Source organism: Mesorhizobium sp. M0037, from assembly GCF_040323635.1.
Lineage (GTDB): Bacteria > Pseudomonadota > Alphaproteobacteria > Rhizobiales > Rhizobiaceae > Mesorhizobium.
Genome location: NZ_JAMYVB010000013.1, coordinates 40,386 through 65,853 on the forward strand (window position 1 = coordinate 40,386; position 25,468 = coordinate 65,853).

At 62.9% G+C, this 25,468-nt stretch carries 20 protein-coding genes and 1 pseudogene; 9 read left to right on the top strand and 12 right to left on the bottom strand.

Going from position 1 to position 25,468, the window contains the following annotated elements; translation table 11 throughout:
• Positions 1 to 46: 46 nt before the first annotated feature.
• Positions 47 to 1,612, bottom strand: coding sequence for a phytoene desaturase family protein (locus NKJ78_RS19795; RefSeq protein ID WP_023737413.1), 1,566 nt, complete (start codon positions 1,610 to 1,612; stop codon positions 47 to 49).
• Entirely contained in the window at positions 1,599 to 3,218 is a 1,620-nt protein-coding gene (locus tag NKJ78_RS19800) for a phytoene desaturase family protein (protein WP_023737414.1), read from the bottom strand. The genes NKJ78_RS19795 and NKJ78_RS19800 overlap by 14 nt, the downstream gene beginning before the upstream one ends.
• A gap of 201 nt (positions 3,219 to 3,419) precedes the next feature.
• Here NKJ78_RS19800 and NKJ78_RS19805 point away from each other — a divergent pair, with 201 nt between their 5' ends.
• From NKJ78_RS19805 to NKJ78_RS19825, 5 genes and pseudogenes are all read left to right on the top strand, one after another.
• Positions 3,420 to 4,220 (top strand): class I SAM-dependent methyltransferase, encoded by an 801-nt coding sequence (locus tag NKJ78_RS19805; protein ID WP_023737415.1) that lies wholly within the window; start codon positions 3,420 to 3,422, stop codon positions 4,218 to 4,220.
• A gap of 27 nt (positions 4,221 to 4,247) precedes the next feature.
• The gene (gene betI / locus NKJ78_RS19810) at positions 4,248 to 4,928 is read left to right on the top strand and encodes a transcriptional regulator BetI (RefSeq protein WP_023670076.1); all 681 of its coding nucleotides are present in this window, start codon (positions 4,248 to 4,250) and stop codon (positions 4,926 to 4,928) included.
• A 58-nt stretch (positions 4,929 to 4,986) separates the two neighbouring features.
• Positions 4,987 to 6,069, top strand: a pseudogene (locus NKJ78_RS19815) (ABC transporter substrate-binding protein).
• Positions 6,070 to 6,185: 116 nt separating this feature from the next.
• The gene (locus tag NKJ78_RS19820) at positions 6,186 to 7,262 is read left to right on the top strand and encodes an extracellular solute-binding protein (RefSeq protein WP_023670074.1); all 1,077 of its coding nucleotides are present in this window, start codon (positions 6,186 to 6,188) and stop codon (positions 7,260 to 7,262) included.
• Positions 7,259 to 8,548 (top strand): flavin monoamine oxidase family protein, encoded by a 1,290-nt coding sequence (locus NKJ78_RS19825; RefSeq protein ID WP_023737417.1) that lies wholly within the window; start codon positions 7,259 to 7,261, stop codon positions 8,546 to 8,548. Before NKJ78_RS19820 ends, NKJ78_RS19825 begins: the two co-directional genes overlap by 4 nt.
• Positions 8,549 to 8,598: 50 nt before the next feature.
• On the opposite strand, the gene NKJ78_RS19830 is transcribed toward NKJ78_RS19825, so the two are convergent.
• The 3 genes from NKJ78_RS19830 to NKJ78_RS19840 all read right to left on the bottom strand — a co-directional run bounded on the left by NKJ78_RS19830 (position 8,599) and on the right by NKJ78_RS19840 (position 11,502).
• Complete coding sequence (locus NKJ78_RS19830) at positions 8,599 to 9,672, bottom strand: ABC transporter ATP-binding protein (RefSeq protein WP_023696411.1); 1,074 nt, start codon at positions 9,670 to 9,672, stop codon at positions 8,599 to 8,601.
• A 91-nt stretch (positions 9,673 to 9,763) separates the two neighbouring features.
• The gene (locus NKJ78_RS19835; RefSeq protein WP_023690125.1) at positions 9,764 to 10,588 is read right to left on the bottom strand and encodes an ABC transporter permease; all 825 of its coding nucleotides are present in this window, start codon (positions 10,586 to 10,588) and stop codon (positions 9,764 to 9,766) included.
• On the bottom strand, positions 10,585 to 11,502 hold the full coding sequence (locus NKJ78_RS19840; RefSeq protein WP_023737418.1) for an ABC transporter permease: 918 nt from the start codon (positions 11,500 to 11,502) through the stop codon (positions 10,585 to 10,587). Before NKJ78_RS19840 ends, NKJ78_RS19835 begins: the two co-directional genes overlap by 4 nt.
• 292 nt (positions 11,503 to 11,794) lie before the next feature.
• On the opposite strand from NKJ78_RS19840, the gene NKJ78_RS19845 reads away from it, so the two are divergent.
• On the top strand, positions 11,795 to 13,207 hold the full coding sequence (locus tag NKJ78_RS19845) for an aminotransferase (protein ID WP_023670068.1): 1,413 nt from the start codon (positions 11,795 to 11,797) through the stop codon (positions 13,205 to 13,207).
• 15 nt (positions 13,208 to 13,222) lie between these two features.
• Here NKJ78_RS19845 and NKJ78_RS19850 read toward each other — a convergent pair whose 3' ends face one another.
• Positions 13,223 to 14,425, bottom strand: coding sequence for an aromatic ring-hydroxylating oxygenase subunit alpha (locus NKJ78_RS19850; RefSeq protein ID WP_023696407.1), 1,203 nt, complete (start codon positions 14,423 to 14,425; stop codon positions 13,223 to 13,225).
• A gap of 503 nt (positions 14,426 to 14,928) precedes the next feature.
• Between NKJ78_RS19850 and NKJ78_RS19855 the strand changes: the two genes are divergently transcribed.
• Positions 14,929 to 15,309, top strand: coding sequence for a hypothetical protein (locus NKJ78_RS19855; RefSeq protein WP_023670066.1), 381 nt, complete (start codon positions 14,929 to 14,931; stop codon positions 15,307 to 15,309).
• Positions 15,310 to 15,544: 235 nt separating this feature from the next.
• Here the strand turns inward: NKJ78_RS19855 and NKJ78_RS19860 are convergent, their stop codons facing one another.
• Both NKJ78_RS19860 and NKJ78_RS19865 read right to left on the bottom strand, forming a co-directional pair.
• Complete coding sequence (locus NKJ78_RS19860; RefSeq protein WP_023670065.1) at positions 15,545 to 17,635, bottom strand: hybrid sensor histidine kinase/response regulator; 2,091 nt, start codon at positions 17,633 to 17,635, stop codon at positions 15,545 to 15,547.
• A gap of 222 nt (positions 17,636 to 17,857) precedes the next feature.
• On the bottom strand, positions 17,858 to 18,586 hold the full coding sequence (locus tag NKJ78_RS19865; protein ID WP_023670064.1) for a response regulator: 729 nt from the start codon (positions 18,584 to 18,586) through the stop codon (positions 17,858 to 17,860).
• A 94-nt stretch (positions 18,587 to 18,680) separates the two neighbouring features.
• Here NKJ78_RS19865 and NKJ78_RS19870 point away from each other — a divergent pair, with 94 nt between their 5' ends.
• Positions 18,681 to 19,385 carry a response regulator transcription factor gene (locus tag NKJ78_RS19870; RefSeq protein WP_023670063.1) on the top strand — a complete coding sequence of 235 codons (705 nt, stop codon included), beginning with the start codon at positions 18,681 to 18,683 and terminating at the stop codon, positions 19,383 to 19,385.
• Between the two features lie 71 nt (positions 19,386 to 19,456).
• On the opposite strand, the gene NKJ78_RS19875 is transcribed toward NKJ78_RS19870, so the two are convergent.
• Both NKJ78_RS19875 and NKJ78_RS19880 read right to left on the bottom strand, forming a co-directional pair.
• Positions 19,457 to 19,627, bottom strand: a complete 171-nt coding sequence (locus NKJ78_RS19875) for a hypothetical protein (protein WP_023670062.1) — start codon at positions 19,625 to 19,627, stop codon at positions 19,457 to 19,459.
• 33 nt (positions 19,628 to 19,660) lie between these two features.
• Positions 19,661 to 19,993 carry a hypothetical protein gene (locus NKJ78_RS19880; protein WP_352562616.1) on the bottom strand — a complete coding sequence of 111 codons (333 nt, stop codon included), beginning with the start codon at positions 19,991 to 19,993 and terminating at the stop codon, positions 19,661 to 19,663.
• A 331-nt stretch (positions 19,994 to 20,324) separates the two neighbouring features.
• Between NKJ78_RS19880 and NKJ78_RS19885 the strand changes: the two genes are divergently transcribed.
• Positions 20,325 to 20,786 (top strand): L,D-transpeptidase, encoded by a 462-nt coding sequence (locus tag NKJ78_RS19885; RefSeq protein WP_023670060.1) that lies wholly within the window; start codon positions 20,325 to 20,327, stop codon positions 20,784 to 20,786.
• Positions 20,787 to 20,950: 164 nt separating this feature from the next.
• On the opposite strand, the gene NKJ78_RS19890 is transcribed toward NKJ78_RS19885, so the two are convergent.
• Both NKJ78_RS19890 and NKJ78_RS19895 read right to left on the bottom strand, forming a co-directional pair.
• Entirely contained in the window at positions 20,951 to 24,034 is a 3,084-nt protein-coding gene (locus tag NKJ78_RS19890; protein WP_023696405.1) for an efflux RND transporter permease subunit, read from the bottom strand.
• Positions 24,031 to 25,335, bottom strand: coding sequence for an efflux RND transporter periplasmic adaptor subunit (locus NKJ78_RS19895; RefSeq protein ID WP_023670058.1), 1,305 nt, complete (start codon positions 25,333 to 25,335; stop codon positions 24,031 to 24,033). The genes NKJ78_RS19890 and NKJ78_RS19895 overlap by 4 nt, the downstream gene beginning before the upstream one ends.
• Positions 25,336 to 25,468: the final 133 nt, after the last annotated feature.

The window sequence follows — 25,468 nt, forward strand, 5'->3', positions numbered from 1 at the left end:
CATTCCTTCGCCGTAGAGTGCGGCGTTGACTGGCTGAAACATCCGATCATCCCTTCATCGCTATGATGCGCCGCGCCGCATTAAAACCGGGAGCACCCGAAACGCCGCCGCCTGGATGCGAACCGGCGCCGGCCAGGAACAGCCCCTCGATCGGCGTGTCGTAGCCCGACCAGCCGGAGACGGGCCGCGACATCAGCATCTGGTCGGCCTGCAATTCGCCGTGGTGCCAGTGGCCGCCCGGCATGCGGTAGTTGGCTTCGATATCGGCTGGCGTCAAAAGCTCGGCATGCAGCACGGACTTGCCAATACCGGGGGCATACGCTTCGAGCTGCGCCATAACAGCCTTGAGGAATTTCGGCTTGCCGGCATCCCAACCCTCTTTCAGCGCATAAGGCGCGTATTGCACGATCGCCGATAGCACGCAGGCGCCACTTGGCGCGAGCGACGGGTCGGAGAGCGAGGGCAGTGTGATCTCCATCACCGGTTCGGCTGAGAACTCGCCATATTTTGACGGGTTGAAGGCGCGCTCGACATGGTCGGGCGAGGGCGCGATGACCAGACGGCCCTTGTGATTATCGGCGTCGACGCCGGAAAATTGCGGTGGCCGATCGAGCGCCAGATGGAGCTTCGCCGCGTCGCCCCTCATGCGGATGTTCTTTACCTTGCGCATGAAACCCGTGTCGATCTCGCGCGGGCCGACGAGATCGAGCATTGTGGTCGCCGGGTTGATGGCGGAGACGATCGTTCTGGCGTGCAGCACCTCGCCGCCGTCGAGGGTCACGCCGAGGGCGCGGCCTTTCTCGACGACTATCCTGGCCGCGGGCGCTGCCGTGCGGACGGTGACGCCGGCTTTGTCCGCCGCCGCGCGGATCGCGGCGACGACTGCACCCATGCCACCTTTCGGCAGCGTCTGCGCGCCGGTTTTGCCGCCGGTCTCGCCGGCCAGCCGATAGTAGAGGCCGAGCAGGGAGGTCGGCGAACGCGGGCCGAGGTGGCTACCAAGCGTGGCGTCGAAGGCAAGCAGGCCCTTCAGCCTGATATCGGCAAGCTGCTCATCGAGCAGGTCGGCGACGTTCATCAGGAGCACCCGCAGGAAATCGCGCATGTCTTCCTTGCCGAGCTTTTTCAGCGCCACGGCCGTCTGGCCGAGCGCTGCGGTTTCACGCAGCGACATGCCACCGAGATCGGGCGGGCGCCGCGACAGGAACGGTTTCAGGATGCCGGCATAGCGCAGAAGTTGCGCGCGCAATTCCTCCCAGGCCGCCTGCTCGGATGGATTAGAGCCGGTCAGCACCTCGCCATAGGCGCCATGCAGGACAAGCGCTGGGCCGTCCTTCGACAAGGCAACCGACGGCATGAAGTCTGCGCGGGTGACCTGCAGCCCGTATTTCTCCAACTCCAGTGTCTTCACCACGTCGGGATGCAGGTGGTTCAGCACATGGGCGATCGACGAGACGCGAAAACCCGGCGCAAACTCTTCGGTGCGCGCGGCGCCGCCGACATCGCCAGCGGCTTCCAGCACCAGCACCTTGCGGCCGGCCTTGGCCAGCGTGGCGGCAGCGACAAGGCCGTTGTGGCCACCGCCAATGATAATGGCATCAAATGACGTCATGGGCCGGGCTCATATGGGAGGTCGATTTGGCGAGGTCGCGCAGGATCTCGGCTGCCGCATTGCGGCCGGGTGCGCCCATGACGCCGCCGCCGGGATGTGTCGAGGAGCCGCACATATAGAGCCCGCCGACCGGCGAGCGGTATTGTGCGTAGCCCGGCACCGGCCGGTTGAACAGCAGCTGGTCGAAGGTCAGCTCGCCCTGGAAAATATTGCCTTCGGTCAGCCCAACCTCGGCCTCGATCTCGCGTGGCGTGCGCACCTCCATATGGACGATGCGGTCGCGGAAGCCTGGCGAGTATTCCGCGATCTGCGCAACCACGCTTTCAGCGAAACCGTCGCGGTCGGCATCGGTCCAGTCCTGGCCATTCACCTTGGGCGGCGCGTACTGCACGAAGCAGCTCATAAAATGCTTGCCCGGCGGCGCCATGGTCGGGTCGAGCGTCGTTGGGATGACCATGTCGAGGAATGGGTCGGCCGACCAGCGACCGGCCTTCCAGTCGTCATAGGCGCGCTCCATGCGCTCCATGGAATCGGTGAAATGCATGTCGCCGCGATAAACGGGTGAATCCTTCGGCAGTGCCGGGAATTCCGGCAGAGAATCCATCGCGATGTTGACCTTGCCGGAGGAGCCGCGGATCTTGAAGTTCCTGACCCGCCGCAGGAAAATGTCGGGCAGTTCCTTCTCCTCGACCAGTTTCAGGAATGTGCGTTTGACGTCGGCGTTGGAGACGACGAGCTTGCCGTAAATCTCCTCGCCGCCAGCCAGCACCACGCCCTTGGCCTTGCCTCGGCTCACCAGCACATGGTCGACCTCGGCGCCGGTACGGATGGTGCCGCCGGACGCCTTGAAGGAACCGGCGAGCGCCTTGGCGACGGCGCCCATGCCGCCGCGCGCATAGCCCCAGGCGCCGACCGAGCCGTCGACCTCACCCATATAATGGTGCAGCAGCACGTAGGCTGTGCCGGGCGACATCGGCCCGAGCGCGGTACCGATGATGCCGGACAAAGCGAAGTTCGCCTTGATGACATCGGTCTCAAAATATTCGTCGAGGAATTCCGAGATCGACATGGTCCAGAAGCGCAGCGTCAGCGCCATTTCTTCTGATGACAGGCCGGCGAATTTCTTGCCGAGATAGAGAAGCTCTCCGAGGTCACGCGGCTTGAGACTGGTCGGGTCCGGTGCGGTGCGCATCAGCAGCGGCTGGATGAAGCGGCACTGCCGCGTCACGTCGCGCGAATAACGGTCATAGGCCTCGGCGTCGCGCCTGGAGAAGCGGGCAAATTCGCGCCGGTGCGCATCGTGGTCACGGTAGTTGGCGAGGTAGTCGCCATCGCGCGTGAACACGGCGCCGCCCTCATAGGAAATCACCTGCAAGCCGAAGCGCGGCAGTTCGAGGTCGCGCATGATTTCGGGGCGAAACAGCGAGCAGACATAGGAGCAGTTGGAGTAGAGGAAGCCCGGCGTTAGCTCGCGGCTGGTAGCGGCGCCGCCGACCCAGTCGTTCTTTTCCACCACCAGCACGTCGAGCCCGGCGCGTTGCAGATAGCTGGCGTTGACCAGGCCGTTGTGTCCGCCGCCGATGACGATCGCATCCCAAGCTTTCATTCGCGCCCAGCCTTCATGGTGCTCGACCCTTCATTTTCGCGTGATTTGTCGCCGAATGCGCGGAATTTGGCACGGCAGCGGCTATTCTGTCCAGCCATTCTGAATGAATGTTCAACAAATGATATTGCGTTTTCCTGTTAATACGCTACGCTTTGCCGGCATTCGAACCTGCGCAATTCGGCTGATGGGACTTAAGGTCTGATGATCGAAACGGCAGATGGCGAGCCGGAATATGACGCTGCCGCGATCCGCTTCCTCGAGGCGCTGTGGGGCGAGGGTTATCTGTCGCCGGGCGGACCCGACGAGGTCGACCGGGTGGTCGAAGGGCTGTCGCTCAGGGGCAAGACGATCCTCGACATCGGCTGCGGCTCCGGCGGCATCGCGCTGCATCTGGTGGAGCGCGACGGTGCCGCTCATGCCACCTGCTTCGATATTGAGCGGCCGGTGATCGAGGCAGCCAGAAAGCGTGCCGCTGTACGAGGGCTTTCAGACCGCGCCAGCTTCGTCCAGGCGCCGCCGGGGCCGCTGCCTTTTGCCGACGCTTCGTTCGATGTCGTCTTCTCCAAGGATGCGCTGGTGCACGTGCCCGACAAGGACGCGCTGTTTGCCGAAATCCTCCGCGTGCTGAAACCGGGCGGCGTCCTTGCCGCCTCCGACTGGCTGATCGGCCATGACGGCGAGCCGTCATCTGAGATGAAGGCCTATGTCGCGGCCGAAGGCCTGTCCTTCGCCATGGCCTCGCCGGCACGCTATGCGCAAGCGATGCGCAGCGCCGGCTTTGCCGATGTCGCCGTCAGAGACCGCAATTCTTGGTATCGCAAGGTCGCGCGGGGCGAGTTGGAAAGGCTGAAAGGCCCGCTCTACGAGACGGCGGCAGCCGCAGTCGGAGCGGCCTATCTCGACAAGAACATACGAACCTGGGAGGCCATGCAGAAGGTGCTTGACAGTGGCGAGCACCGTCCCACTCATCTTCGCGGGTGGAAGCCGGCTGTGGTGGGATAGCCGACAATGTGGAGCATGACGGCACCGATGAAAGCTGCAGCGCGCGAAGAGCGATCTTCCGACACGTCTGGAAAAACCGAACCGGAAAAACGCGGCCGCAAGGCGTCGAAGGAGGTCAGGCAACAGCAGCTGATCGAAGCGACCATCGATTCGCTGGCCAAGCGCGGTTATTCGGAAACGACGATGGCCGATGTCGCTGACGGCGCCGGCCTGTCGCGCGGCATCGTCAACTTCCATTTCGAGAGCAAGGAGAAGCTGCTCGTCGCCACGCTGGCCTATATGGCCGACGAATATGCGGCGCATTGGCGCGTCGCGCTGACCAAGGCCGGCGAGGATCCAGCCCGGCAGCTGCGGGCGCTGGTCGCCGCCGATTTCGACCGTTCGATCTGCAACAAGCGCAAGCTCGCGGCGTGGTGCGCGTTCTGGGGCGAGGCCAAGTCGCGGCCGACCTACCAGGCGCTGTGCGGCGCGCGCGACGCGGCCTACCAGAAGATCTTCATCGACCTCTGTGCCACGCTCAAGCAGGGCGGTGGTTATGCCTATGAGCCGCAGGTCATGGCGCTCGCGCTCAGCGCCATGCTGGAGGGCTTGTGGCTGCGGCTGATGATGGGCACCGAGGACGTCACCCGTGAGAGCGCGCTGCAGGCGGCAAACGAATTCCTGTCAGCCGCCTTTCCGAAACACTATCCGCCGGACAGCGGACGTTGACAACAACCGGCGGATCCAAGCCGGAGCGAACAATCAGAAACAAAGAGGATGGAACAGCATGAAAAGAACAACCCGACGCCTGACACTGACATTGGCGCTGACGGCGACGCTGGCGGCTTCGGCCGCCGCGCTTGCGGTCGCCGCCGACAAGGACCTGATCGTGTTCGACTGGTCCGGCTATGAGGACCCGAGCTTCCACCCCAGATATGTCGAGAAGAACGGCGACTCGCCGACCTTCGCCTTCTTCGGCGACGAGGACGAAGCCTTCGAGAAAGTGCGCTCCGGCTTCAAGGCCGATCTTGGTCATCCCTGCTCGCAGAGCGTGACAAAGTGACGCGAGGCGGGGCTGCTGCAGCCGCTCGACACCTCGAAGATCACCGGCTGGAAGGATCTCAATCCCGGTATCATGGCGATGAAGGATCTGGCCACCACGTCGGACGGCAAGGCCTGGTTCATGCCGTGGGACTGGGGCAACACCCAGCTCACCTACAACTCCGACAAGATCGACGCGAAGGATGTGCAGTCGCTGAAGGCCTTCGCCGATCCCAAGTTCAAGGGGCGGGTCTCGATCGGCGACAATGTCGACGACGCCTATGCGCTGGCCAGCCTTGCCATCGGGCTCAAGGACTGGACCAAGATGACGGACGACCAGTTCAAGCAGGCGTCCGATTTCCTGCGCCAAGTGCACAAGAATGTGCGCTCCTACTGGACCGACACCACGGACGTCGTCCAGCTGCTGAGCGGCGGCGAGGTCGATCTCGCCTGGGCATGGAACGATGCCACGGTACAGTCCGTCGCTGCCGGTGTGCCGATCAAGTCCAAGAAGGATACGGACGAAGGCATCTCGACCTGGGTCTGCGGCTACGTGCTGTTCAAGGACGCACCCGGCAATGTCGACAAGGCCTATGACTACCTCAACGCAATCAACGATCCCGAGACCGCCAAGGTGCTGGTCAAGGACTGGGGTTATGGCCAGGCCAACGCCAAGGGCATGGCCGGCGTCGACCCGGCGATCCTGAAAGAAAAGGGCTATGACGACGTGCAGAAATTCGTCGACAAGACACTGTTCCAATCGCCCGTGCCGTCGTCGCTCAAGCTCAAGATGATCGCCGAATTCGAGAAGATCAAGGCAGGCTACTAAAGCTCTGTCCGGCCTCCTCCGTCTGCCTGTCGGTGCGCCGGGCAGACGGTCTCGCCAAGGCCGCTGAAATTCCGTAACGTCGCCCGGCCGCTTTTCGCGATGAGGAGTTTCGCGCCATGAATTCCATGCTTCGCCGCCTCGCCCTTGCCGCTGCTCTTACAGTCGGCGCCGGCGCCGTGCTTGCTTATGCCGAAGGCGGCGGCGACCTCGTCGTGTTCGACTGGTCAGGCTATGAAGATCCGTTGCTGCACCCCGACTACACCGCCAAATACGGCGCCGAGCCGACCTTTGCTTTCTTCGGCGACGAGGAGGAAGCGTTCCAGAAGATGCGCGCCGGCTTCAAGGCCGACATCGCCCACCCCTGCTCACAAAGCGTGACCAAGTGGCGCGCGGCCGGCATTCTGCAACCGCTCGACACCTCCCGGATCGCCGGCTGGAAGGATCTCAATCCCGGCATCATGGCGATGAAGGATCTCGCCGTCACCGCCGACGGCAAGGCCTGGTTCATGCCGTTCGACTGGGGCAACACTTCGCTGCTCTACCGCACCGACAAGGTCACGGCGGAGGAAGCGCAGTCGCTGAAGATTTTCGCCGATCCCAAATTCAAGGGCCGCGTCACCATCGGCGACAATGTCGATGACGCCTATGCGCTGGCCAGCCTGGTCATCGGCCTCAAGGACTGGACCAAGATGACCGACGCGCAGTTCCAGGAGGCGTCCGCCTTCCTGCGTGACGTCCACAAGAACATCCGCTTTTACTGGACCGACGACACCGACCTCAACCAGGCCTTTACCGGCAATGAGGTCGACCTCGTCTGGGGCTGGAATGAGACCTTCGTGACGCTCAAGGGCCAAGGCATGCCGATCGCCATGAACCGCGACACCAGGGAAGGCATATCCACCTGGGTGTGCGGCTATGTGCTGATGAAGGATGCGCCGGGCAAGCTCGATCAGGCCTATGATTTCCTCAGTGCGGTCAACGCGCATGCCGTGTCCGATTACTTGGTCAAGACCTTCGGCTACGGCCACGGCAACAGCGCCGGGATGGCCGCGATCGACCATCAGGTGCTGAGCGACCGTGGCTTCGACAATCTCGACAAGTTCTTGGACAAGACGCTGTTCCAGCAGCCGGTGCCGCCTGAGCTCAAGCAGCGCATGGTCACGGAATTCGAGAAGATCAAGGCCGGCTATTGAGCGACAGGACTGAAAGAACCGATGTCGTCATCGTCGGCGCCGGTTTCACCGGCCTGTCGGCTGCGCTTGAGCTGAGAAAGGCCGGCATCGATGTCGTGCTGCTCGAAGCACGCGACCGCATCGGCGGCAGGGTCGAGGCTATTCGCAACGGGCTTGGCGAGCGCATCGACAGCGGCGGACAGTTTTTCTGCGAAGACATGCCGGAGGTCACGGCGCTGGCGGCGTCCCGTGGCAAGGCCTTCGTCGAAACCTATGTGAATGGCGATTTCATCACCCATCCATCGCTGTCGGTCGAACAGGCCGAACGGACCTATCATGGCGCGATGGCAATCCGCGAGCGGATGAATGCGATCGAGCCGGACGATCCCTCGATCGCCGGCATGAGCGCTGCCGCCTGGCTCGAACGCCAGCCTGATCCCACTGACGCCAAGACGGCTTTCCGCTCGATGATCGAAGGCCTGTGGTGCCTGGCGATGGACAAGGTGCCGCTGTGGTACCTCATCGACAATGACCGCCGCATCACCAACGAGGTGCCCGAGCTGCAATATTCACTGCTTGAAACCATGCAGTCGCTGGCCGAGGACATGGCGGGAGATCTCGGCGACAGGGTTTGGCTGAACGAACCGGTTACGCGCATCGAGCACGGGCCGCAACGGGTTCGTGCCGTCTCGGCGAGCAGCTCCATCGAAGCGCGAAAAGTGCTGGTCGCGCTGCCGCCGGCGACGGCCGCGAAGCTGGATTTCGCGCCCGCTCTGCCGCCGGCTCTCGCAAAGGCGCTCGGCGTCTGGGAAAGCGGCGCGGTGATCAAGATCCTGGTGCGCTATCCCACGCCGTTCTGGCGCGAGCGCGACCTGTGCGGCATGGTGATGTGGCGCGACCTGCCGGGCCTGTTCGCCTGTGACGCCAGCAAGGACGCGCAACATGCCGCGCTGGTCGTCTTCGTCGGCGGACCACTGGCGTTGCGTTGGCGTCCGCTCGCGGACGCGGCGCTGCGTGGGGAGGTCACGGCAAGGCTCGTTGATGCCCTTGGCCCGGAGGCGGCCGACATTATCGATTTCAGCCAGCGCGACTGGATCGATGACCGCTGGAGCGGCGGCGCCTACAGCGACCTTATTGTCGATGTGACGGCACGGGATGCCGAGCGCACGATCCGTGCCGGCGCTGCCCCGGTTCATTTCGCCTCGTCGGAACTGTCGCCGTCATTCCCGGGCTATGTCGAAGGCGCCATCGTGATGGGGCGGATCGCAGCCAAACAGATCGCGACGGAACTTAAAATTCTTAGTTAGTGGAGCATGATCTTATTCCGAAAACCGGTTCCCACTTTTCGGGATCATGCTCAGTCCGCCATCGCCACCAGGGCCTCGGGATCGTAGCCGAGGCGGATCGAAGTGCCGACGGGGATATCGTCGGCGCCGAAGTCGTTGGTCTCGGTGACCGACAGTGGCTTTTCCAATCCGGGTATCTCGACGATCAGGTGGGTGATCTCGCCAAAATAGTGGCGTTCGACCACCTTGCCGGCCACTTCGAATTTCGCCGTCGCATTGTCCCACAGCACGCGCAATCGCTCCGGCCTGATGCCCAGAGTGGCGCCGCCGCCATTGCGCACGAAGGCCTTCGGCTTGTCGGTCCTGACCCGGCCGAAGCCCAGCGTGTCGACGACCAGCGAGGCGCTGCTCTCCTCGACGATCTGCGCTTTTACGAAATTCATGCCGCCGAGGAAATCGGCGACCTGGCGGTTGACCGGCCGCTGGTAGATTTCCTTGGGCGAGGCGACCTGGGCGATCTTGCCGCCGAACATTACGGCGATGCGGTCGGACATAGCGAGCGCCTCATACTGGTCATGGGTGACCAGCACGAAGGTGATGCCGACCGCCTGCTGCAGGCGGCGCAGTTCGACCTGCATCTGCTCGCGCAATTTCTTGTCGAGAGCCGACAGCGGCTCGTCGAGCAGCAGCACCTTGGGCCGCATCACCAAGGCGCGGGCGAGCGCCACGCGCTGGCGCTGGCCGCCGGAAAGCTCGGTGGCGAGGCGTTTGCCGAGGCCGGTGAGCGACACCTGCGCCAGCGCTTCCTCGACGCGGCGCTTTTCTTCCGTTCCGCCGAGCCTGAGCCGTTTCAGCCCATAGGCGACATTCTGCTCGACATTGAGATGCGGGAAGATGGCATAGCTCTGGAACACCATGTTGGTCGGCCGGCGGTTGGCCGGGATGCCTTCCATCGACTGGCCGCCGACCGAGATCGAACCGCTGGTCGGGTTGTCGAAACCGGCAATCATGCGCAGCAGCGTGGTCTTGCCGCAGCCGGAAGGGCCGAGCAGCGAAAAGAACTCGCCCTCCTTGATGGTCAGCGAGGCGTCGTCGAGCGCCTTGAACGCCCCATAGCTGCGGGTAACGCTGCGGATTTCGATCATTGCTCGGTCGGTTTGGGGTCGATCAGATTGGGCCCGCTCGGACTTATCTTGCTTGGATGGCTCATCCTGAGGCCGTTCGGCCCGGGACTGCTCAGGCATAGAGGCCTCCCTCGCTCTGGGTGCGTCTGGCCGCATGGCGGCGCAGGATCTCGGCAACGGTCATCAAAACGAAAGAGGCAACCAGCAGCAGCGTGCCCAGCGCCAACACACCCGGCAGCTTGGCGGCAAAGCGCAGCTGGCCCCAGATATAGATCGGCAGCGTCGTCTCGGTGCCGGTCAGGAAGAAAGCGATGACGAACTCGTCGAGCGAGATGGTGAAGCAGACCAGGAGGCTGGAAATGATCGCCGGCGCCACCATCGGCAGCGTCACCCGCCGGAAGGTGCCGAAGGCACTCTCGCCGAGATCGGCGGAGGCTTCTTCGAGGCTGCGGTCGAAGCCCTCGAAACCGGCGGTCAGCACCGTCATCGAATAGGGAATGCAGATCAGGACATGGCCGAGCACGACGGTGAACAGCGACAGGCTCAGGCCTAACTGCAGCATGACCAGCAGCATGGAGATGGCGAGGATGATTTCCGGCAGCACCAGCGGCGCCATGATCAGGCCATTGATTGTGCGGCGGCCGGGATAGCGGTAGCGGGTGATCGAGCGGGCGGCGAGGATGCCGAGCAGCGTCGACAGCACCGATGCCGAGATACCGACGATCAGGCTGTTCCAGGCGGCGTCAAGCAGCGCCGGCGTCTTCGGCAGGTCTTGGTACCATTTCAGCGTATAGCCGGTGAGAGGAAATTTTGGCGTCGGCGCGGTGTTGATCGAGAAGATCGGCAGGAAGATCACCGGCAGATAGAGAAAGACGACGTAGAGGAGGGCGTAGGCGGACAGCCAGCCGCCGGGGAAAAGGCGCCGCCTCGCCGTCATCGCGCCAGCCTCTGCAGCGCGCGGATGATGAGCACGGTGGCGCCCGCCATCAGCGTCACGACCAGCATGGTGGTCACGGACAGTGCCGCGCCGAGTGGCCAGTTGGAGGCCTTGTGAAACTGCGACTCGATGGCATTGGCGATCATCACGCCATCCTTGCCGCCGACCAGCCTTGGGGTGACGTAGTCGCCGACGGTGGGGATCATGACGATGAGAGCGGCCGAGATGACGCCCGGCGCCGACAGCGGCAGCGTCACGCGCAGGAAGGAGCGCAGCGGGCCGTCGCCAAGATCGGTGGCAGCCTCGACCAAGGTGCGGTCGACCTTCTCGAGCGAAACGAAGATCGGCAGGATGGCGAAGGCCGCCCAGGCGTGTGTGAGCGTGATGATGACGGCGCTGGAATTGTAGAGTAGCGCGGTCGATGGTTCGTCGATGATGCCGAGGCCCATCAGGCCGGAATTCAGCACGCCATTATAGCCGAGGATGACTTTCCATGACATCACGCGCAAGAGATAGCTGGTCCAGAACGGGATGGTAATCAGGAACAGCCACAGGCTCTTGTGGCGACCGCCATGGAACGAGATGAAATAGGCGATCGGATAGGCGAGGATGACGGTGAAAAAGCTCACCGTCAGCGAAATGTAGAGCGAGCGCCAGAGCAGATCGCGGTAGATCGGCTCGGTCAGCGCGATGCGATAATTCTCCAGCGTGAATGTATGGTCGATGGCGAGGTAGTTCTGCGTCCAGAAGGAGTGGGCGAAGACCACCAGGATCGGCACCAGCAGCAGGATCAAAGCGTAGACCAAGGTCGGGCTGATCAGGGCAAGGCCCTGGACGGATTCGGACTGCAGAAGGGCGTTTCGCCTTGCTCGCGTCATGCGTCGCGTGGGCACCCCTTCGGCAGCTACCGTCATTGCAGCGACCCGGGCGTGATCTCGGTTGCTGGCTCGAACTGTTCCGCCATGATGCTCCCATTGACCGGGCCGGCTGCCTGTTCCCAATTTTTGCGGAGCGCGCTTTGCTGGTTGCGCTCCAAGCTTGCCGGCTTTCTTTCATCATGAGCGCATCCGTGCATTGAAATCAAGCGCTATTTCTGTAATATTGATTGAACGGACATTCAAAATGAAGTGAAGAATGCCGGCTTTCCTGCCCTTGGCGCTTCGCTTTCTGTCCGGTGAAATTACGCTCAGACGATGCGAGGCAATGATGGCGGCTGCAAGAGACCTAAGAGCGATGGAAATGGCTGACGGTGGCGATGCGGTCGAGCTGGCCAAGCGCCATCTCATCCAGCCCTGGCCTTATGCCGGCTCGGTCGGCAATGAAGCGCGTGCGCTGATTGGCGAGGGCGATGGCATCTACATCACCGATGTAACAGGCAAGCGACTGATCGACGGGCCGGCCGGCATGTGGTGCATCAATGTCGGCCACCGCCGCGAGGAGCTGGCCAGGGTGATGTACGACCAGGCGATGATGCTGTCCTACAACACGCCCTGGTATACGATGAATGCGCCGTCGGCCGAGCTCGCCAAGCGCCTCGCCGATCATGCGCCGGGCGATCTCAGCCATACCTTCTTCACCACCGGCGGATCGTCGGCTGTCGAGACGGCGCTGCGCTTCATGCAGTTCTACAACAATGTGCGCGGGCGGCCGGAAAAGAAGCTGATCCTCAGCCGCGGCGGCGCCTATCACGGCTCGACCTATCTGTCGGCCTCGCTCAACGGCCGGCCGCGCGACCGCGACTGGATGGACGGCGCCGACGATCTGGTCGTCAAACTGTCCTCGCCAGACCCGTTCCGGCGGCCGAAAGGCATTGACATCGCCGCCTTCTGCGATTTCCTGGTCGATCAGTTTCGCGATACGGTCGCCCGCGTCGGCGCAGAGAAGATCGGTGCTTTCGTCGGCGAACCGGTGCAGGCATCCGGCGGCGTCGTCGTGCCGCCGGATGGCTATCTCAAGCGCATTCGCGAAATCTGCAGGGACAACGATATCCTCTATATCTCCGATGAGGTGGTGACCGGCTTCGGGCGGCTCGGCCATGTCTTTGCCTCCGGCGATGGCTTCGGCATCGACCCCGACATGATCACCTTCGCCAAGGGCGTTACATCAGGCTATTTCCCGCTTGGCGGCGTCATCATCTCGGAGCGGCTGCTTCAGGAAATGCGCCGTTCCAACCATCCCGATGCGATGTTCGGCCATGGCCTGACCTATACCAGTCATCCCATCGGCTGCGCGGTGGCGCTGAAGAACCTCGATATCCTGGAAGACAGCGTGCTGGCCCACACGCGCGATGTCGCGCCCTATTTCCAGGCGCAGTTGAAGACGCTGGAGGAACTGCCGCTGGTTGGCGAAGTCCGCGGCATGGGCCTGATGGGCTGCGTCGAGTGCGTAGCCGACCGCGAAAGCAAGGATCCGCTGCAGCTCGACAAGGATGTCGGCAAGCGCATCGACGCGCATTGCCACGAACTCGGCCTCCTGGTCCGGCCGCTGATCAACATGTGCGTGATGTCGCCGCCGCTGATCATCACGCGAGAGCAGATCGACGACATGGTGGCGATCCTGCGCGAAGGCATTTCGCGGACCATGGATGATCTGCGCAAAGAGGGCGTGTGGCAGGGGTGACTGGCAGTTCCGCCCCTACACCTGCGAGCGCATAGCCTCATTGAGGTTCCACATGTCCTTCTCCTCCGGCGCCGTCTCCAGGCCCAGCACCGGGATCTGCTTGCGCAGATGGTCGTGGTGGGTGCGCACACCGTATTCGAGGTCGGAGAGATAAAAACCCTCGAAGGCCTCCGAGATCATGGACTCGTTTGACCAGACGGAAAGCTGCACGTCCTCGTTCATGGTATCGCGGTCGATGCGGTAGGCGAGATAGCGGGCGGCCGCCTGTTCCCGGGTCTCGTCGGGGTAGCGGTAGATGGCGCCGCGCAGCAGCGTCTCGCCGGTCGACAGCGGGAACTCCTGATAGAACTGCACCGATTCCGGCATGATCGACAGCGCGTTGTTGGGGAAGATGCCGTAATAGATCCAGGCCCTGCGCAGATGCTCCGGCAGGTGTGAGGCATCGGGCGTGAGCTTGATGTATTCGCGCACGCTCCAGCGCCGGCCGGCATGCGGATTGTAGGTGGCAAACGAGCGCGACACGCCGTTGATGAACGGCTCGTCGAAATAGGTCGAGCCGTAGAGATCCTGCAGCGCCGGATGCGCCATGGCGACGTGGTAGCCTTCATTGTCGACGTCGCGCACCGACTTCCAGTTGACCGGCGTTTTCTGTGTCCAGATGCCCCAGGACGGCACCATCTCGGCCACGTTGTAGTGTGCCATCTCGGCCTCGATCGGCTTCAACAGTTCGGCCACCGAAGGCTGCGGGCCGCCCTTGCGAAAGCGGACAAAGATGAAGCCCATCCATATCTCAAGGTCGAGCGGCATCAGGCCGAATTCGGTCTTGTCGAGCTCGGGGAAGGAGCGCGGCCGGGCGGCGCCGCGCAGCGTGCCGTCGAGATTGTAGACCCAGCCATGGAACGGGCAGACCAGCGCGTTCTTGCAGGTGCCCTGGCTGTCGGCGACGACGCGGCTGCCGCGATGCCGGCACATGTTGTTGAAGGCGCGCACGACGCCGTCCTTGCCGCGCACGATGAGCGCCCGCTCGCCGACCACGTCCATAGTCAGATAGTCGCCGGCATTCGGCACGTCGCAGACATGGCCGGCGATCTGCCAATGGTTGCGGAAGACGTATTCCTTCTCAAGTTCGAGAAGCGCGTCGGAGTGATAACTCCAGCCCGGCAGACCCCGCCGGTCCCAATCATTGGGGATCGCCACGTCACGGAGATGCGGGTTCATAAAAAAGCTCTTCTTTTATTGAATACTCATTCAATAAAACCATATTTTACATTGAAATGCAATGGCTTGTAGAAATCACAACTTTTCAAGTCGGCACAACAGGACCAGCTGAAAGCCAGAAAATCCCGGAATATCCGGGCGTTAACCGGGGGCGTGAAATAGCTGTCCGGCATGCGGATTTGGCCGTGCCGAGCTTGCAAACACGGCCCGCTCCGAGACGAAAATACCTGGCATCCGCAAATTCGATCCGCAGTGTGAGCTTGTTCATAGTGCGGCCGACAGGAAGCGGGCTTGGTGCGTTCGCGGCCCGCCTGTCGTCAACATTTGATTGCCCGCATGAAACAGCTTCGCAAACGCATCTTGCCGTCGGCACATGACCGGATCTGTCCGGATATGCCCGAATTTCTTGTTTCAAACCTGTTACGCGGGCAAGCCAAGCGCATCATTCGCCCGTTACCAGGCGCGCTTAGGTTCGTTTCATAAGAAAACGAAGGGGAGCAGCAATGCATACGAAAGTCGAGATCACCAGCAACGAACGACGCGCCAAACTGGCACTGCGTCAGCGCGCCAGCGACCATCCGGTTGCGATGTTCTCCATGCTGGGCGCCTGCGCTCTGGCCGTCATGTTCCTGACACCGGCTTCCGGTCCGGCTTTTGCTTCGCTCAACCCGCCGGCCAATGTTGTCCAGGGCGCGCCGACCACCATCAAGACCGCCCGGCTGCCGGAGCCGGAAATCGATTTTGCCTGCCAGGGTCAGGCCTGGGGCGCCGAGAGCGCGGAGTGCCTGCGCGTCATCGCCGCCCAGTCCGGCGTGCACAAGGCGCGTTCCGTCCGCATGATCGCCAACGCAGCGCCGCTGACCACGACACCCAACGTTTTCTGAACCTCCCGAGCGCTTCCTCCCGCGCTCGTTCTTGGCTCCCGCCGCTTCCCTCGGTCGGGAGCCTCTTTTTTAGGGCCTATCGATATTCGGGTGAGGCCGGCCTGCGCATGGAGGTTCCCTGCGCTTCCGGTGCTCGCGTACTTCAAGTACGCTCCGCTCCGGTTCTCGGGAACCACCATTCTCGACTCGGCCTGACCCGAATCTCGATAGACCCTACATGGGTGCTTCCGAAAACTTAGCCGGCGGCGGCGACCTGGTCGGCTATTGCCGAGAGTACGCCGCGGACGTCCAGCGTCGAGAACGGCTTTTCCAGGATTTGCGGGCGCTGCGGCGCCGGCAAGGCTTCGATCTCGGCCTTGGCGCCGATCAGGTCGCCGGTGACCAGCACGAAGCGTTTGGCCAGCGCCAGGTTGTCGGCGAGCAATTCGCGGTAGATGGCAATGCCGCTGGTGCCGGGCATGCGCAAGTCGGAAAAGACGATGTCTGGCGGCATGTGGCCGGTCAAGGTCGCCGCCGCCGACGTCCAGGCCGGCACGACCCGCGACTTGATACCCATCAGTTCCAGGATGTCGGAGAGGGAGCCGGCGACGTCGGGTTCGTCGTCGATGATCAGCGCATGGCGCAAGCCGCTGGAACGAGCCGGGCTGTCGCCGGCTGCTGCCGCGCCGCCGGTGATTACCGGCAGCTGGACGACGAAGCGCGCGCCACGCGGCAGCACCTCCTCGAACCAGATATTGCCGTTGTGGCGCTCGACGATCGATTTCGAGATCGACAGGCCGATGCCGGTGCCGACGCCGACCGGCTTGGTGGTGAAATAGGATTCGAAGATGCGGCTGCGGATCGCCTCGGGAATGCCCGGTCCGTTGTCCTCGACCGAAAACCCGGGGTTGCCGCGATCGCTGCGGAATGTCCGCACCTTGATCAGGCGGTCGCCGCCGATACCGGCCAGAGCGTGTTGGCTGTTGATCAGGAAATTGGCGGCCACCTGCGTGACGTGGTCGGCATCGGCCATCGCCAGCAGCGGGCCGGGCGCGAAATCGGTGTCGATGATGATGCCGCTCGAGCGTGCGCCATAGGCGGTTACTTCGAGTGCGGCGCGGATCACCTGGTTGAGATCGGTCTCGGCCTGCGCCGCCGGATGCAGGCGCACCATCGACAGGAAGCTTTTGACGATGCGGCCGCAGCGCTCGGCAGCGGCGCGCACTTTCTCGGCGCGAACCTTGGTCTGCGGGTCGGTGGCGAATTCATGCAGCAGCGTCGACTGCGCAACGACCACGGCGAGCGGGTTGTTGAGCTCGTGCGAAACACCGGCCAGCAGTGAACCCATCGCCGCCATCTTCTCGTTCTGGTGCAGTTTTTCGCGCTGGCGGTTGATCTCTTCTTCGGCGCGCAGCTTATCGCGCAGATCGCGGATCGAACCGAAGATGAGCTGACGGTCAGCCACCCGCATCTCGGTCGCCGTCAATTCGATGGGAAACACCTCGCCGGCCGCATTCTGTGTCACGGTCTCAAGCCGTTGGCCAACCATCGGCGCGCCGCGGCCAGACATGTATTCGGCGCCCGAGACATAGCCCTTGCGGTAATATTCCGGCACCACGGTATCGAGCAGGTCCTTGCCGAGGATGTCGCTGCGCTGATAGCCGAACATCTTTTCGGCGGCCGGATTGAATTCGATGATCGAGCCGGTCTCGTCGATGACGATGATGGCGTCGAGCGACGCCTGCAGCATGGTGCGGCGGATGACTTCGCTGGCATGGGCGTCGGACGGCGAGTGCTCGATGGCGTCGCCGATGGCGAGCGCGATGATGTGCATCGTCGCCTCTTCCTCTTCGGTCCATTCGCGCTCGTTTAGGCAGTCATTGACCGCGAACGTGCCCCACAGATGACCGTGCGCGAACACCGATACCGACAGGAACGACTTGATGTGCTGCTTTTCGAAATCGGCCCTGAGGAACCCGTCGAGATCGCGCGTATGGCCGGCGAAGATCTTGCCTTGCCGCTCGTCCTCTCCAATCCGCTCCAGCAGCGGATCGGTATCGACGATCGACTGCATGATCACCGTCGGCGAAGCCAGTTCGCCGCCGAAGCGAGGATCGATCCAGTAGGCGGCGACCGATTGGGCGAAGCCCTGGCCGGGCAATTCGCGCAGCCTGAACAGGATGCCGCGCTGGCAATTCATGGCGCTGCAGAGCGTTTCGAGGATGGTTTCCATCTCGCGCTGCCAGTCGCCGGCATCGCGCAACCGGCGGACGACGCGCACAGCCGCCATCGCGGCGCTCTGGCGAGCGCCTTGCGGGTCCATACGTGGTGCTGGTTCAGCGGTCATGTCAGCCATCAGTAAAGGGCCGTCGAATTAGGCAGCTATGGAGCATTTCACGAAAAAGGTGAAACGCTCCATGTTTCAATGCAATCCCGAACGGAAATCGCTACGCACTGTTCCTGGAATTGCTAGAGCGTTTCACCGTTTCACGGAAACGGAGAAGCCTCTATCTCTTTGTTTTTACGCAATTCCGGGCGGAAAACCGCGTACACTTTTCCTGTAATTGCTCTAGTGCCCGTCACCGGTCGGCAGCGAGAAGATATAGCCTTCGCCGCGCACTGTGCGCAAAAATTTCGGATTGGCCGGATCGGTTTCGATCTTCTTGCGCAGCCGCATGATGCGAATGTCGACGGCGCGCGACGATTCAGGATCCTCAACAAAACCAATCGCCTCGGAGATCGCCGATCGCGTCAACAGCCGGTTGGCGCGGGTCAGGAAAACCTCCAGCACATCGAACTCGCTCTTGGCCATGTCGATGACGGCGCCGTTGGCGCCGGTGACAAGCCTGCCGTCGAGGTCGGCCTGGAACGGGCCGAAGGTCAGGCGGCGGCCGCCATCGGCTTGTGTCTTCGCCGCCTGGGGCGGGCTCGGCTGCGGAACGCGGCGCAGCACGCTGCGCACACGAGCCAGCACCTCACGCAACTCGTAGGGCTTGACGATGTAGTCGTCGGCGCCAAGCTCCAGCCCGACAATGCGGTCGAGTGCGGTGCCGGCAGCCGTGGCATAGATGATGCCGACCGGTATTTTCGAGCGCAGCCAGCGGCCGAGCGACAGTCCGTCCTCGCCCGGCATGGCGATGTCGAGAATGGCCAAATGAAACGATTCCGTCTCCAGCAAGGCGCGCGCCTCGGCCGCGCTTCCGGCCTGGGTCACATCGTAGCCGTTGGCGCCGAGATACTCGGCGACCGCGTCCCGGAGATCGGGCTCGTCCTCGACGATGACAATCCGTGCCCGCACTATGGCCTCGCTCCCGCTTTCAGCGGAAAGTAGATTGGGTATAAACATGATGTCCAGCACTCATATCCGGTTGCGGGGGAACGGGAAGAAAAACATGGCTGCACGATCCGTCATCGCGCTGGTTTCCGTCGCCGATGTGGTGGCCGGCGATCTTGCCGATCATCTCGACCGGCGCGGCCATGACGTGCGCGAGGCGCGGCAGCCCTGGGAAGCTGAATCCCTGCTTTCGGCCGGAGGCATCGATATCGTCATCGTCGGCGACAGCCTCAGCCAGGCGGAAGGGCGGGACCTGCTCAGGCGTTATGGCGGCGGCCAGAGCGCGGACGGGAAGGCGGGGCCGGATTTCATCCTGATCTGCCGGCCGGCCGATCTGGTCGACAAGGTGCTGGCGCTCGAGCTTGGCGCCGCAGATGTCGTCGAAAGTCCGCTCAATGTCAGGGAGCTTGCCGCGCGCATCGGCGGCCTGCTGACGCGGCGCGGCAGGTCCGCCCAGGAACTGATCGTGCTGGAAAATGCCACCGTCGATTTGCGGTCGGCCATCGTCATGCACCGTTCGGGTACGGAAGAACAGCTGTCGCCGGGCCAGGTGGCGCTGCTCAGGCTGTTTCTGGCCAGCCCGCGCAAGGTGCTGACGCGCGACGACATCATTGCGGCGGCGCCCGCCGAAAATGCCGATGCCTTCGACCGCTCGATCGATTCGCGCATCGTGCGGCTGCGCCGCAAGCTCGACACCGAAACCATCACAACTATACGCGGCGCAGGCTACCGGTTCGACCCGCCGACGCAGCGCGCCGACTGAGGGTCGGGAGGCTGGATTGTTCCTCGGCTCGCCCAAAAAAGCTGCGCAATCTCGGGCGCCATGCATAGGCGTCAGCGCACCACCAGAAGCGATGGTCCCGACGGCAATTCGCTGGCGACTACGATTTCGCTGGCGGCATGCGCGCGGTCCTTCAGGAGAACCGTGGCGAGACCGGCAAAGCCGAGCAGGCCTTGTGCATAGAGCAGTACCGAAAGCACGGAGGCTGCAGATTTCGTCTTCATCGGTTGTCCCCAAAAATCAGAACCGCGGGTGCTTCAGGATAAACCCGAAGTGCCCGCGTCGCCCACGGAGCCCCCCGTTGCGACGCGGGCCTTCGGTCCTCTCGGCAGCAAGTTGCCGGAGGGGCCGCGCATCCACTTCAACCCGAGGCCGACCCGCCCGAGGGCCCTGAGACGGTTGATGCGCAGACTGGAGACAATCCAGACCAAGGCTATGAACAGCGCGGCATGCAGCGTCGAAATCTCACCCGAATTCATCACCGCCAGTTTCGTCATCGGGGTGCCGGCTACTGTGCCGATGCCGCCGACGACAAATGCGGCGATGCTTATCCTGAAGAGCCAGGACAGGGTGATCGATTTGATGCTCATTTTCGTTGGCGCCGGCTGTTCTCGTTGGGATGACTGTGCCGCGAGCCTGTAACCAGATCATGCCGCCCAGGCCGCGCTTTGTTGCAAGTCGGTTTCGAGCGAAGCCAATCTTCTTTCATATAAGGACATCAGCACTTTCGTTTGGGGGCGCGGTGCGTGATCGGGAGTGCGCAGCGAAGGCGGAGCACGCTTCCCTTGTCCACCTTGCTTGTTAACCAGAGGAAACAGATTCGAAACACAAACGAGCCTCAGCGAAGTCAGTCTGAAACATGGCGCGGGGATAAGGCGGCCACCGAATTGACGCCGGCAGGACCGGCAAAGAGGAGCCATCATGTACAAAGCCATTTCCGCCAAACTCATCAACGTCACCGCCGCAGCCGGCGGCGCCGCGCTTCTGCTTGGCGCCGCCAACAGCACCGCCCATGCCGCGGCAAACCAGATCGTGGCGCGTGTTTCGCTGTCGCAGCAGACCATGGAAGTGCTGGTCGATGGCCGGCCGACTTTCGCCTGGAAGGTCTCGACCGGCGACAGTGCGCATGTCACGCCGACCGGCTCGTTCAAGCCGACCCGCATGCACGAGATGTGGCATTCGAAGAAATACGACAACGCGCCGATGCCGCATTCGGTCTTCTTCAGCGGCGGCTACGCCGTGCATGCGACCAACGCCATCAAGCGGCTGGGACGGCCGGCGTCGCATGGCTGCGTGCGGCTGCATCCCGACAATGCCGCCGACTTCTACCAGTTGGTCGAAACCTTCGGCCCGACCAACACCAGCATCGTCATCGTCAAGTAGCAGACTGCGTTTGGAGCGATGGTGCAGCGCAGCCGGCCAGGTCATGCCGCACCGCAAGTTCCCGCCTGAAGCTCCATCAGAGCTTCGCGGTAAATCAATCCAGTCAAAAAAGAGGCCGGAAATTTCCGGCCTCTTTTCGTTTGTTCGCTAACGCCTTTCGCAGCTCAGTCCGCGTGCACCGGCATCAGCTTCGGGTCTGGCTTTTCGGCGTGGTGCGGCAGGTCCTTGCTGGCGATGAAGGTGTAGAACATCGGCACCACGAACAGGGTGAACATGGTTCCGACCAGGATGCCGGTGAAGATCACGAGGCCCATCGAATAGCGCGCCGCCGCACCAGCACCACTGGACACGATCAGCGGCACGACGCCGAGCGCCATCGCCGCTGTCGTCATCAGGATCGGCCGCAAGCGCACCTTGGCCGAGGCGACGATCGCATCGCGCCGCCTCATGCCATGCAGCTCGCGCTGCTGGTTGGCGAACTCGACCAGAAGAATGCCATGCTTGGTGATCAGACCTATCAGTGTGATCAGGCCGACCTGCGTGTAGATATTGAGCGTTCCAAGCCCCAGATTGAGCGGCACGATGGCGCCAAAGATCGACAGTGGCACCGCCATCATGATGATCAGCGGGTCGCGGAAGCTTTCGAACTGCGCCGCCAGCACCAGATAGATGACGATTACGGCGGCTGCGAACGCGATAAGGATCGTGTTGCCCTGCTCCTTCTCCTGCCGGGACTGGCCGGAATAATCGATGAAGAAGGTATCGGGCAGGCTCTCCTTGGCAAGGTTCTCCAGGGTCTGCAGCCCGTCGCCCGTGGTGACGCCGGGAAGCGGCAGCGCTGATATCGTCGCCGAGTTCAGCTGGTTGAACTGCTCGATCGCGGCCGGCGCGGCGTTGGTCGAAATCTTCACTACCGCTGAAAGCGGCACCATTTCGCCGGTCACGCTACGCACGAAATATTCGCCGAGCTTCTCGGGATTGTCGCGGAATTCCTTCGGCACCTGCGGGATGATGTCGTAGCTGTTGGAGTCGCGGTCGAACTGAGCCACTTCGGCGCCGCCGACCAGCAGCGTCAGCGTCTGGCCGATGTCGGCGATCGGCAGGTTGAGAGCCGCCGCGCGGTCGCGGTCGATGGTCACCGTCACCTGCGGAGCGTCAAAGGACATCGAGTTTTGCACGACGATGAAGCGGCCGGAGGCCTGCGCCTTGTTCTTAATCTGCTCGGCCGCCTCGTAGACCTCGGCGGAACCACCGGTCGAGCGCACCACCATGGAGATCGGCAGGCCGCCGCCGGAGCCCGGCAGCGTCGGCGGCGCGAAGACGAAGGCCTCGACGCCGGCCACCTTGCCGAGGCGTCCCTGGATATCGGCTTGAAGCTCCTTTGAGTTGCGCTGGCGCTCGGCCCAATCCTTGAAGGCGAAGCCGACAAAGGCGCCGTTGGTGGCGCCGCCAAAGGCAACGGCAGAGAATTGCGCCCTGGTTTCGGGAATGTCCTTCACCAGGCCGAGGATCTGGTTGACGTAGGTCTCGGTGTAGTCCGAGGTCGCGTAGCGCGGTGCCGTCACGATCGACAACAGGAAGCCCTGGTCCTCTTCCGGCGCCAGTTCGCTCGAGGTCTTGGTGAACATGAAGCCGGTGAGCGCAACCAGCGCCACGACCATCAGCAGTGTCACCGGTCGATTTCTCAAGGAGGCGGTGACCGCCCGCTCATAGACATGCTCGACACGGCTGAAGGTTCCGTCGACGACGCGCTGGAAGCGACTGTGCGATCCCGCCTTGAGCAGACGCGCCGCCATCATCGGCGTGATGGTGACGGCTATGAGGCCGGACAGCACCACCGAACCGGCGAGCGTCACCGCGAACTCGCGGAACAGCGCGCCGGTCAGGCCGCCGGTGAAGGCCAGCGGCGCGAACACGGCGGCGAGCGTGATGGTCATGGCCACGATGGCGGAGAAAATCTCGCGCATGCCGTTGAAGGCCGCCTGCATCGGCGACATGTGGTCCTCCTCCATGTGGCGATGAATGTTCTCCACCACCACGATAGCGTCGTCGACGACAAGGCCGATGGCCAGCACCATGGCCAGCAGCGACAGAAGGTTGATCGAATAGCCGACCGCAAACAAAAGAAAGCAGACGCCGACCAGCGACAGCGGGATGGTCACGATCGGCATCATCACCGAGCGGAATGAGCCGAGGAACAACAGGATGACCACGACGACGATGGCGACGGCTTCGGCGATGGTCTTGAACACTTCATCGATCGAGGCGCTGATCTGTTCGGTGGAATCGTAGACGATTTCGATGGTCATGCCTTTAGGTAGCGTCTCTTGAATCAAAGGCACGATCTTGTGGATCGCCTCCGCCGTTGTCAGGGGGTTGGCGGCCGGCGTCGGGAAGATGGCGAGGAAGGTGCCGGGCTTGCCATTGAAGCTCACCCTCGTGTCGGTGCTCTCGGCGGCAAGCTCGACTCGCGCCACGTCGCGCAAGCGCACCACCTGGCCGTCCGTCGAGCGCAGCGGAAGCTCGGCAAAGGCCTCAGGCGTCTGCAGCGTCGAGCGAACCGTGATCGAGGAGACGACATATTCGTTCTCGGTGTTGCCGGGCGCCGACAGGAAGTTGGAGTTGTTGATCGCCGCCAGCACTTCGGCGGCGGTGACGCCACGCGCAGCAAGCTTGACCGGGTCGATCCAGACCCGCATCGAATATTCCTCGGCGCCGAAGATCTGCACGTCGGCGACACCTTCGACCGTCGACATGCGCGGCCGCACCACCCGCTCGATATATTCGGTGAGCTGCTCCTTGCTCATGTTCGGATTCTGCATCGAGATGTACATCATCGCGAACTCTTGGCCGGTGCCCTTGACGATGACCGGGTCCTTGGATGCATCCGGCAAGGTGCCGCGTACGCCCTGCACCTTCGACAGGACCTCGGTGAGTGCGACATCCGGATTGGAGCCGAGCTTCATCTGGACGACCACGGTGCTCGAAGACGGCCGGCTGGACGAGGTGACGTAGTCGATGTTCTCGGTCGAGGCGACGGCCCGCGCGATCGGGGCGGAGATGAAGCCCTGGATCAGGTCGGCGCTGGCGCCGGGATAGGCGGTGGTGATGGTGATCGCCGTCTCGTCAACCTTGGGATACTGCCGGATCGACAGGTTGAAGATGCCCTGGAAACCCAGGAGAAGGATCATGCAGGCGAGGACGGTGGAGAGGACCGGCCGGCGAATGAAGATGTCGGAAAAGTTCATTGCTGAGCCTGCTGGTTAGCCGACTTGCTGGGGTCAATGGTGTTGTCGACAGCGACGGACATGCCGTTGAAGAGACGGTTCTGACCGGCGGTGACGACCTCGTCACCGGCCTTGATGCCCTCGATGATCTCGACCATGCCGTCGTTGCGGCGGCCGGGCTTCACGAACACCTGCGACAGCACGAGCGCCGGCTTTTCCGGTTCTGCCGCGGGCTTCGCGGGGTCGACAGCCGGCTTGTCCGCGGGCTTCGCCGCGGCGTCTTCGGCAGCCGGTTTCGCGTCTGCCGGCTTTGCATCTGCCGCCGGCTTTGCTGCGTCGGCCCCTGCAGCAGGCTTTTCCTCGGGTTTCGCGGCTGGGGCGCCTTCCGCCGGCTTCGCCGGAACGACGACGAAGACGAAGTCGCCATAGAGGCTCGACGTCAATGCCGTCTGCGGCAAGGACAGAATGTTTTTCTCCTGCGGCAGCTCGACGCGAACCTGGACGAACTGGCCGGGCGTCAGCTTGCCGTCAGGGTTGGCGACCTCGCCGCGGACGGACACCAGGCGGCTTGAAGCGTCGATCTTGGGATCGATGCCGCGAATGGAGCCGGCAAACGGCATGTCGGCGCCGCCGCCGGTGCCGCCGAGGCCGAGCCGCACCGCCTGGCCTATCTTGAGCAGCGGCAGCTGCTGTTCGGGTACCGAGAAATCGACCCGCATGGTGTCCAGATCCTGCAAGGTCACCACTGCGTTGCCGGGCGAGAGATATTGGCCGAGGTCGATCTTGGGGATGCCCACGGTGCCGGCGAACGGCGCCGTCAGCTGCTTCTGATCGAGCACGGCCTGCAGCTTGTTGACCTGCGCGGCGGAGGCCGATGCAGCGGCTTGAGCGGTGTCGAGCGTGGCATCCGTTCCGACGCCGCGCCGCTGCAGCTCCAGCGCGCGTTCGAGCGCCGTCTTGTCGGACACGGACTGCGCCTTGGCCGCGACCAGATCCGCGCGTTCGACGGCATCGTCGAGCTGCAGCAGGACCGAATCGACCGGCACCTTCTGGTTGGCATGGAAAAGGATGTCCTTGACGATGCCGCTGGTCTCGACGGTAAGGTCGACACCGCGCACGGCGCGTACCGTGCCGATCGCCTCGACCCCCGGCGTCCAGTCGGAAGGCTTGACGACAACCGTCGATACGGTCGTCGCCGGCGGCTTCATGGTGGCGAAATACTGTTTGATAGCGTTGTCGCGGAACAGGTTGAAGCCGACAACGCCGACGCACACCAGAGCGAGCAGAAGCAGAATTGCGGTGATAGAGATGAAGCGCTTCACGAACTGTCCCCTCGGCCGATGTCCGGCAAAATAGCCGAATAGCGGGACACTTATCGACGCCAGGTCCCGATTACAAATGACGGCGAACTTACTGTACCGTCTGGACGGTCTTGTCAATTCCGCCTAGGCTGGT